Genomic DNA, 8,026 nt, shown 5'->3' with positions numbered 1-8,026 from the left:
GCCGACGCTTTCGCGACGACCCGGACGGCTACCTCCGAGGCGTCGAAGAGACGCTCAGGCCATATTTGCCGACGTAGTTTTTTTGTGTGAGAAGCCCAGTCGATGCATGGCCCTCTGCATCGAAGGCCGACTGGTCGCCACGCCGGTGCGGGCCGTCAACTCGGCCATCAGCTCGCGCACCGTCGCGTCCGGCCTCTGGGCCACGAGCCGCTTGATCTCGCTGGCCACCTTGCCCCGGATGGGCGAGAGCCTGCCGCCCCCCTTGGGCCGTGGAACGACGTCGCCTGTCTCTCGGTACAGCCGCAGGACGCGGCTGACCGTCGCCTCGCCAATGCTCAGCAGGTGGGCAATCTGTGCATACGACAGGCCCTCGTCGTGGAAGGCCCGCACGATGGCCCGTCGCAGCTTCTCCGGGGTGGGATGTCCTTCGCTCATCTCCAGAGAAGATCAAGCCTCGACGATCGCGTCAAACGAGCCTTGGGTTAGATGCGAACCGCACGCCAGTCAGATACGGGCAGCTCGATGTCATTGCCGACCGCGCTCTCCTCGTTTGAGAACCCATCATACTGGTGGAGGTCGCCGAACGACAGCCCCGTCATGCGCTCCACCTTCCGGACGCTGATCTGGTATGTCTTGTATCGGCCGTAGGTGAACTCCAGCTTCTCCAGCAGGTCGTCCTGCTTAATCTGGTACGCGGTCGCCGAGCGGAATCCGTCGGTCACGACAGTGACGACCTTCCAGTACGAGCGGGGTAGCCGCACGCTGCGGTACAACGGATCGCGATCGGTGAACACAGGGCCGGTGAAGACGCTGGCCTGCAGCGAGTGCTTCCGCGCGTTTAGAAGGATGTAGTTCTCCAGACCGAGCCACGTCTTCTGGTTGAAGCCTGAGTGTTGCGGAGAGCAGTTCGTGAAGTGGAAGGTGTCGTCGTTGGCCTGCAACGCGTACTTGCCCCACACGGGGTCCTCACGCCGGACCAAGTGGCCACGATCGAGCTCATTGTCCCAGTAGAGTTCCTCGCCCACTTGGTACTTCTCCTCGATGCGCGAGTCGTAGAACCACTGGTCCTTTCCTGAGCGTGCGACCCGGTCACGCTCGCTCTGCTCTCCCTCGATGTTGCAGGCTGTATAGAGGGCCAGCCGGCGCGACTTGGACATCACTAGAGAGAAGTTCTCGTAGTGGAGTACGTGCTCGGAGGGCTTGGTCTTCAGCGGGACGACGTCCGCTTGCAGCGCGGGTGAGAGTTCCGGCAGCTTCACTACGAAGTCATAGAGGAAGTTCGCCGAGTACCCGCTGCGGCCTTCGAAGTAGTCCGCCTCGTGAACCTTCCCCACCTCCTCACCGGGCTTCGGTGGCGGCGCGTTCAACAGGTCCGCCAGCGCCTTCATGTCGGACAGTCGCCTCATCTGCTCTGCCATGTGGCTCTCCTCCGGTTGGGTGCTGCGTGAACGTCAGGCAGCTGTAAATGCCTGACGCTGATTCAGGAAGTTGTCCCATCTCGTGGTCGCGTCGGCGACGTGAAGGAGGTCGTGGTGTTTCGCCGCCTGGACCCAGTGGCTGTTCAAGAGCATGGCGAGTTCACCACCGTCATCCGCCACGTTCACGAGCAGCCGCGCTCGATTCTTGGGCGTCGCCCGGGCGAACGCCATCTGCTGCTCCTCGTCCAGCAGCTTGGTGGCAGGCGTGGACAGGTCGATGCCGGACCGGAGCAAGGAGAACGTTGCCGGCGACCGCCACTCGTGGTGCCGAGTCGACAGCAGCGTTCGCGCGAGCTGGATCGTCTCCACGTCGAGCTCGCTCAGCAGCGGCGATGACATGAGGTAGTTACCTAGAAGGGCTTGGTCCTGGTCATCCAGCGTCATCACCGCGCTGAGCTGGAGCTCCTCGGTGGCCACGTTCGCGAGGTGGTGCAAGCTTTTTTCGTACGGGAAGCGGTGCAGCAACTGCTTGAGTGCCAGCAGTTCGCGACGGTTGAGCGACCGGACCGGCGCGGCGGAGAAGTAGCGCCGCAAGTACTCTGGTGCGACTTCGAAGGAGACGTTCAGCGCCAAGCGGCGCAGTACGCCAAGCGCCTGCTGCTCTAGGTCTCGATTGTTCCGCCGTGCCGCATGGGTGGCGCGCTCCTCGAATTCGTGCGCGGTCGACACGTCCCCGGTTCTCCGGGCCGCCATCGCCATGCCTAGCCACAGCTCGACGTCCTCGATCTCGAGGTGCCTGCGCCGCGAATCCTTGCTGTACGCTTCCTCGAATGCACGCAGCGCCTCTGGGTGGCCGAGCCGGAGCAGGTACTCTGCCCGCGTGAGGAGGAGCCGGTACATCTCGTCCGGGGAGCCGTGAGTGCTGATATTGCATCCTCCGTCGAAGATCGCGACCGCGGTGTGGAGCTCTCCATGCTCGAACAGCGCAGTGCCACGAAGACGGAGCAGATCGCTCGCGGTCCGTACCGCGAACCAATCGGCCGTTTCCGTCAAGAGAGCGACGGCGCGGTCGGCGTCGCCTGTACTCAGGTAGCGCGGTACCACCTTGCGCAGGTATGCGGCGCCGGTGCGTTGCGGCAACTCTCGGACCTCGCGCGGCGGGATGTCGACTCCAAGCCACGCCTTCAGCATGGTCGCGCCGCGCCCCGTCAAGTCTCGACGCGCGGAGCGCAGGCCACGAATGAGCTCGGCCGACCACTCGGATGCGTCGGCAGCCAGGATGTCACCACCGAGGAGACGGTGGTACATCGCCTCGACGGGATCTGCGGTCCTGGGGTCCTCGTAGTAGGCGACGGCGAGCGCGTTGACCTCCTCGAAGAGTCCGGGCCGCTTCTTCGCGAGATCGGCTCGGATCAGCTCCAGCATCGGCGCACGCACGTCGGCGCGGTGCACCAGCGCCTCGCCTTCGCGTGTGACCAGAGACACCTTCGCGGCGAGCCGCCTGTGCAGCCCCATGGAGTCCTCCCTGGTCAGCTCGCCCAGCTCACAAGGCCTGGCCAGGACGTGCTGGATCAGATCTGGGGTGATGCGCCGCAAGATGAACCCAGGGTGGGCGAGCTTCTCGAGCTGCTTGTCTCGCATGTGTTCCAGCGTCCGGCTGTACAGCTGGACGGTGGTCCGCTCGGAGTCGTAGAGGTTCAACGCCTTCGCCAGCAGCGCTCGGTCCGTTCGCAATAGCCGGGCGATGTCGGGCTCACTGTGTCCGGACTCGAGCTCGCGGCGGACGATTGCCGCCGCGAGTTTCAGCGCGATCGGCGAGCTGCCAGCGTGCTGACGGATCTGGGTGAGCGCGCGTTTCGGGAGCTCCTTCAATTCCCTGCTCAGGAGTTCGGTTGCCGCCGCCGCGTCGAGCTCTTTGAGCTCGAGTTCCTCCGCGAGCTCCACTCCTTTGAGAGGCGCCCGGCCCGAGATAACAATCCGCAGCGCCTCCCAGTCGCCATCTTGCGAGATCAGGCGCAGCACCGCGAGGACGTCCTCGACGGACGAGTCGAGCGCCTCCTGAACCTCCTCGAAGGTGTCGAGTACGATCAGGAACGGACGCCCCTCTTCTCCGAGATCCCGGATGCACTCGCGGATCTCGTGCGCGGCGGAGGAGAGCAGGTGCGGGTCACGCGCGCTCTCGTCGAACTTGCTGGCGGAGGGCTCGCTCGCGGTCTGGGTGAACTTTCGACGCTCATGCATGAGACGCTCGAGCATCGCACGATGATTGCTTGCCGAGCGGGAGAGGCGCCGCGCGGCGGACGGGAACTGGAACGACAGCTGCGAGGCGATCTCGTTCAGGAGAGTAAGGGGCTGACGCGGGATCAGCGAACTGCGATCGAAGTCGAGGTAGGCGAAGGGGAAGCGCAAATGCCGTGGGAGTCGCGCGTGCTCCCTCATGAACTGGGCGACGAGCGTGGACTTCCCCATTCCGCCGGCGCCGTGAATCAGGAACGGCTGGTACGATCTCCACCCGCGGACCCGCCTAGCGAAGGAACTCAGGCCGCGACGGCTCCAGCCGGTCAGGGACTCTGGTGGCTGGACGCCGACGTAATCGCGGAGCCGCCGCAGCTCGTTCGTCCGTCCTGCAAAGCCATTCTTGAGTAGCTCGTCGAAGGGCTTGAGCATCTGAGCGAACCCCAGCTGTTCGTGGACCCTCTCGACCGACGGGGCGGCTGTCTTCATTCCCTCAAGCCATTCGGCGACTCGGGCAGTGTTGAGCAGTTGGTCAACGCTCTGCAACTCAAGCGGCGGCGCTTGCCCGGATACCAGCTCTTTCATCAGCTCGGCTATCTCGTCCTCGGGAGCCGCTCGCTCCGCCTCGCGTGTGAGGTCCTCGGCGGACATCTGTCCGAGCATCTCCCGGCGCGCGTCGTCTTTCATCATCCACAACCGCCGACCGCGCTGCGGAATGACCATTGAGTCGCGAAGGAGCTGGTCGAGCAGTCCGGCGGGATCGACGCTGGGGGCCTCGCGGGAGATGAGCGCGCTGGGCTCAAACGCGCCGCGGACGGCCGCTTGGCGGCGGACGCTCTCGTACGGCTCGCCCCCGGTGCGCACAGCCCGCGAAAGCGTCCGCTCGATCGCGGAACGCATCGCCTCGCGCAGTTCCGCCGGAACTCTTTTCAACGCGTCGTCGATGGGGTTCTTGGGGTCCATCGTGGCGTCTCAAGGCAGGTTGTTCGCGAACTCGCCAGCTAACGTCGCGAGGATGACGAGAAAAGGCTGCTTCATGGAGGTGGAGAAGGACTGCGCCGTATTGAAGACGGTGGTGGCGGCCTGCTGCAGTGTCGCGGGCGTCGGCCGCTTGTTGTGGTGCTCGGCATGGTGCTGCAGGTACCGGCCAACGTCCTCCGGGGTTGGCGGCTGGATCACATCCTCGGTGACGAGCTGAGGGGGGACTGCCGCAGGATCGGGAGCGGCGCCGATCAACAACCATCGCAGAGATGGGAGTTCCTCGGGCGCGCGCATCAGCGAAAGGAGGACATCGGTGGTCTCGGGGTCGCGGAAGGCGGCGCGGTCATAGTTGTCGAGCGCGATCCACACCGACAGCGGCGCATCGGGTGTCGTCACGAACTTGGCGTTGAACGCAGTCTTGAACCAATCGAAGAGTTTCGTGCTGGCCCACCGCGATGACTGGCGGTCCACCGGTCGCGCGGGGACATTCTCCGTGGGCAGCTTGAGGTCCGTCGCTAGATCCAGCAGGAACGCGTCCGCCGACTTCAGCTGGATCGCCACCATGTCGTAGTCGATCACCACATCGGCACGCCCGGCAAGGATCGACTTCGCGAGCTCGATCGTGAAGCGTCGTGATTGATCGTCCCCGCCCTTGATGGCGAGGAACCGCTGCTTGGACGCTGGAAGACGCATGGACCAAGCGCTGTGCTGGAAGTCCTCGCGACCAAAGACGGGCGCGCCGCTGGGGAGCTGCCACAGCGGGATGAAATCCGGCGGCGGAGTCGACTGAAGGCTGTTCGCGGCCTGCAGGTGGTCACGGATCTGGCGAATCGAGACACCCTGGTTCAGCGGCACCGTGAGCGAGGGATCCCGGAGCGAGCTGTTGTGAAGCGCGACGAGATTGAACTCGAGGTCGAAGCACGGCGAGCCAGAGGAACCCAGAATGGTATCCAGGCGGTACCGCACGCGGCTCTTACGCTGATCCAGCGACTCCACCCGCCCGACGTCGATGTGCAAGGGCTGCCCTCCCGGGCACTGCCCAATCACGAGCGCTTGATTGGGGTACACCTCGCCCTCCGGGAACGGTACCCAATCCCTCGGTCCGCCGCCGCCGGGCTCCACCGGCTCCTTGCCAACCGCGCGCTCCAGCCGGATCAGGGCGTAGTCAAGGTGCTGCGAACAGTCCGGCGGGGCAGGTAGGTCGAGGAGCTCTCCCTCCCGGGGGTGGTGCATAGAAGCCGCCAGCAGCCAGTCGTCAGCAGCTCGCACCGGGATCCCGTCGCCCAACGGCTTGTTCTGGTCCTCCAGATAGTCGAAGCGGCAGATGATCCGCCGGCCCTGTCCCGGGAGCGCCACGAGCGGCACAGCTGCGGTGTCGATGCAGCCGCGCACGACGTGAAAGGCGGTGAGCACGCGGTCCTCGCCGACGAGGACGCCAGTTCCCAGCGCCACGCCGCCGACCTCCACGCGGCAGATCTGGCGGCCTCGCAGCAGCATCGAGGTCGCGAACGGTATCCACTGCGCCATTGGCAGGTTCAGCTGGGTGAGCGCCTGCAATGGAGAGCTAGCACCCGGGTTCGCCATTGTCGCCAGAAACGCCAGGAGCCGAAGTGACTTCGGCGCGTCCCGCCGCAGGCGTGCGAGCAACTCGAGTGTCCTTCCTCTCTGATCGGCCCACGCGACGAACTTCTCGGCCGCCTCCGCCGCAGCCGCGCCGGGTGCGATGAGGTCGAGATTCAAAGCGAACCACGCCTCGGCCATTGCCCGAAGCCGCGCTGCCTCGAAGTCGTCGGCGAGGATGCGCGAGAGGTCAGCCCTTTCCGCAGGAGTGAGCGCGATGTCCGCCACGCACCGCCCTCAGTCTGCCCAGTTCAGAGCGAACGGGCTAAGACGTTGCTGCACGCCCGCGACGAGCACCGCTTCGTTCTCGACCTGCTGGGTTCCGAGAAAATGCAGGCCGACCACCTTGCCGGTCGCCGCCCGGACCACGCAGGAGCCGGAAGAGCCGGGGAGCGTCGTGCAGTCGTGAATGAGCGCCGACGAGCCCAGGTGCACTTCCATGACGAAACCAGGGGCAAGCCGCTTGCGGCCGTAGATGCCCGTGAAGATTCGCTCAAGCGCTTCGCGGTTTGCGTCCGGATCGAGGCCCGGGTACCCGACGACGAACACCTCGTCGCTCGAGTCCCTCACCTCGGCCGTGTTCTTCGCTAGGCGGAGCGGTGGCGGGAGCTGTCGCCCGTCCGCGCGAATCTTCTCGATGCGCAGCAGCGCTAGATCCGGCCCGTCTTTGGGCTCGACGTGCAGGATGGAGGTCACATTGAACTCCAGCGCGTCCAGCCGCCTCTCCTCCACCAAGAAGTCGACATGGACCTTCGCGCCTTCGATGAGGCTCCACGTCTTGCCATTGGTACCGACCGTGCCGAACTCCTCCGCGACGTGCCGGTTGGTCGCCACGATGCCATCGCCAGCTACCCAGGCGGTGCCAAGGCCGACCGCCCTGCGGCCCGGCAGCGTCACATACACGCGTCCGACGCTGGCAATGACAGCCTCGTAACGCTCCTGGACCGACTTAAGAACCAGTGTGGGCCACTGCGTCTCCGCAGCGAGCTTGTCCACGGTTCCGTTTTGGACGAGGAACGACGGCCGACCGGTGAGGCGGATGATCGCCTCAAGTCCCCGGAGTTGCTCCGTCGAGATGGAGATGGACTGGACCTTGTCGCGAGCAGTGGCGAGGACACCGCTTGTCTTGCGAAGGAACTCAGCGGTCAGCTTCGTCACCGACTCGGGCGTCGCGCTCGCCAGCGTGCCAGCGGGCAGCAGGTCGGCAATGAGCGCGGACTGGTGCAGCGATCCTTCGACAGATGCGGCGAGCGAGTCGAGCCTTCGCGCTTGCAACACGTCCGCAGCCAACTCGTCCACCTGACGTATCGTCCCCCTCGCCGACTCAAGCGAATGGCCTCGGGTGGCTCCAGCGAGCCCTTGCAGCGCCAGCAGCAGCATGTCGTTTTTGACAGGTTCGTCGGCCACGGCTCCCCCCCGGGTGGCAAAAAAACGGGAGGTATGATGGCACCAGTAGAGCGGTGCGTCCAGCACCATGTGGGCTGCTGGCGCCATCGGCTTCCCGCTCATTCAGCATCTGGAGACCGTGTCACGCGCCGCTGACCTGTCCGAGCTTATTCACCGCGGGGAACTGGTCCACGACTTCCTGAACATCGGCCGGGATGTCCGAGAACTCCTGCACTTGGCGTACCTCGATGGTCTCGTTCCCCAAGACTGGTCGGCGCGAGGCGCACTCGATCTCCTCCTCAAGTGACTTTCACCTGGCTCATCCAGTAGCCGCCGAGCACCTCCTCTTGGCCTCGGCGAAGGGCCCCTCGGTCACTTTAGCCTTG

General features: G+C 65.1%; 5 protein-coding genes. All 5 read right to left on the bottom strand.

What is annotated here, in order from left to right:
• Positions 1 to 54 precede the first annotated feature (54 nt).
• The 5 genes from K8556_RS21930 to K8556_RS21910 are packed head-to-tail and all read right to left on the bottom strand — an operon-like array spanning position 55 to position 7,730.
• Complete coding sequence (locus K8556_RS21930) at positions 55 to 435, bottom strand: helix-turn-helix domain-containing protein (RefSeq protein ID WP_223742033.1); 381 nt, start codon at positions 433 to 435, stop codon at positions 55 to 57.
• A 47-nt stretch (positions 436 to 482) separates the two neighbouring features.
• Positions 483 to 1,418 (bottom strand): DNA/RNA non-specific endonuclease, encoded by a 936-nt coding sequence (locus tag K8556_RS21925; protein WP_223742032.1) that lies wholly within the window; start codon positions 1,416 to 1,418, stop codon positions 483 to 485.
• Positions 1,419 to 1,451: 33 nt separating this feature from the next.
• Positions 1,452 to 4,616: an ATP-binding protein gene (locus K8556_RS21920; protein ID WP_223742031.1), complete on the bottom strand. Its 3,165-nt coding sequence runs from the start codon at positions 4,614 to 4,616 to the stop codon at positions 1,452 to 1,454.
• A 9-nt stretch (positions 4,617 to 4,625) separates the two neighbouring features.
• On the bottom strand, positions 4,626 to 6,482 hold the full coding sequence (locus K8556_RS21915) for a serine protease (RefSeq protein ID WP_223742030.1): 1,857 nt from the start codon (positions 6,480 to 6,482) through the stop codon (positions 4,626 to 4,628).
• Positions 6,483 to 6,491: 9 nt separating this feature from the next.
• Positions 6,492 to 7,730 carry a serine protease gene (locus tag K8556_RS21910; RefSeq protein WP_223742029.1) on the bottom strand — a complete coding sequence of 413 codons (1,239 nt, stop codon included), beginning with the start codon at positions 7,728 to 7,730 and terminating at the stop codon, positions 6,492 to 6,494.
• Positions 7,731 to 8,026 lie beyond the last annotated feature (296 nt).

Origin of the sequence: Corallococcus sp. AS-1-12 (assembly GCF_020036995.1) — a bacterium.
GTDB lineage: Bacteria > Myxococcota > Myxococcia > Myxococcales > Myxococcaceae > Corallococcus.
Note: the sequence above shows the minus strand (reverse complement) of the source record. Positions and strands in the feature narration are given on the sequence as shown.

Excerpts from the sequence above, each read along its gene's own strand:
- K8556_RS21930 (WP_223742033.1), bottom strand. The coding sequence starts at position 435 with ATGAGCGAAGGACATCCCACCCCGGAGAAGCTGCGACGGGCCATCGTG.
- K8556_RS21925 (WP_223742032.1), bottom strand. The coding sequence starts at position 1,418 with ATGGCAGAGCAGATGAGGCGACTGTCCGACATGAAGGCGCTGGCGGAC.
- K8556_RS21920 (WP_223742031.1), bottom strand. The coding sequence starts at position 4,616 with ATGGACCCCAAGAACCCCATCGACGACGCGTTGAAAAGAGTTCCGGCG.
- K8556_RS21910 (WP_223742029.1), bottom strand. The coding sequence starts at position 7,730 with ATGGTGCTGGACGCACCGCTCTACTGGTGCCATCATACCTCCCGTTTT.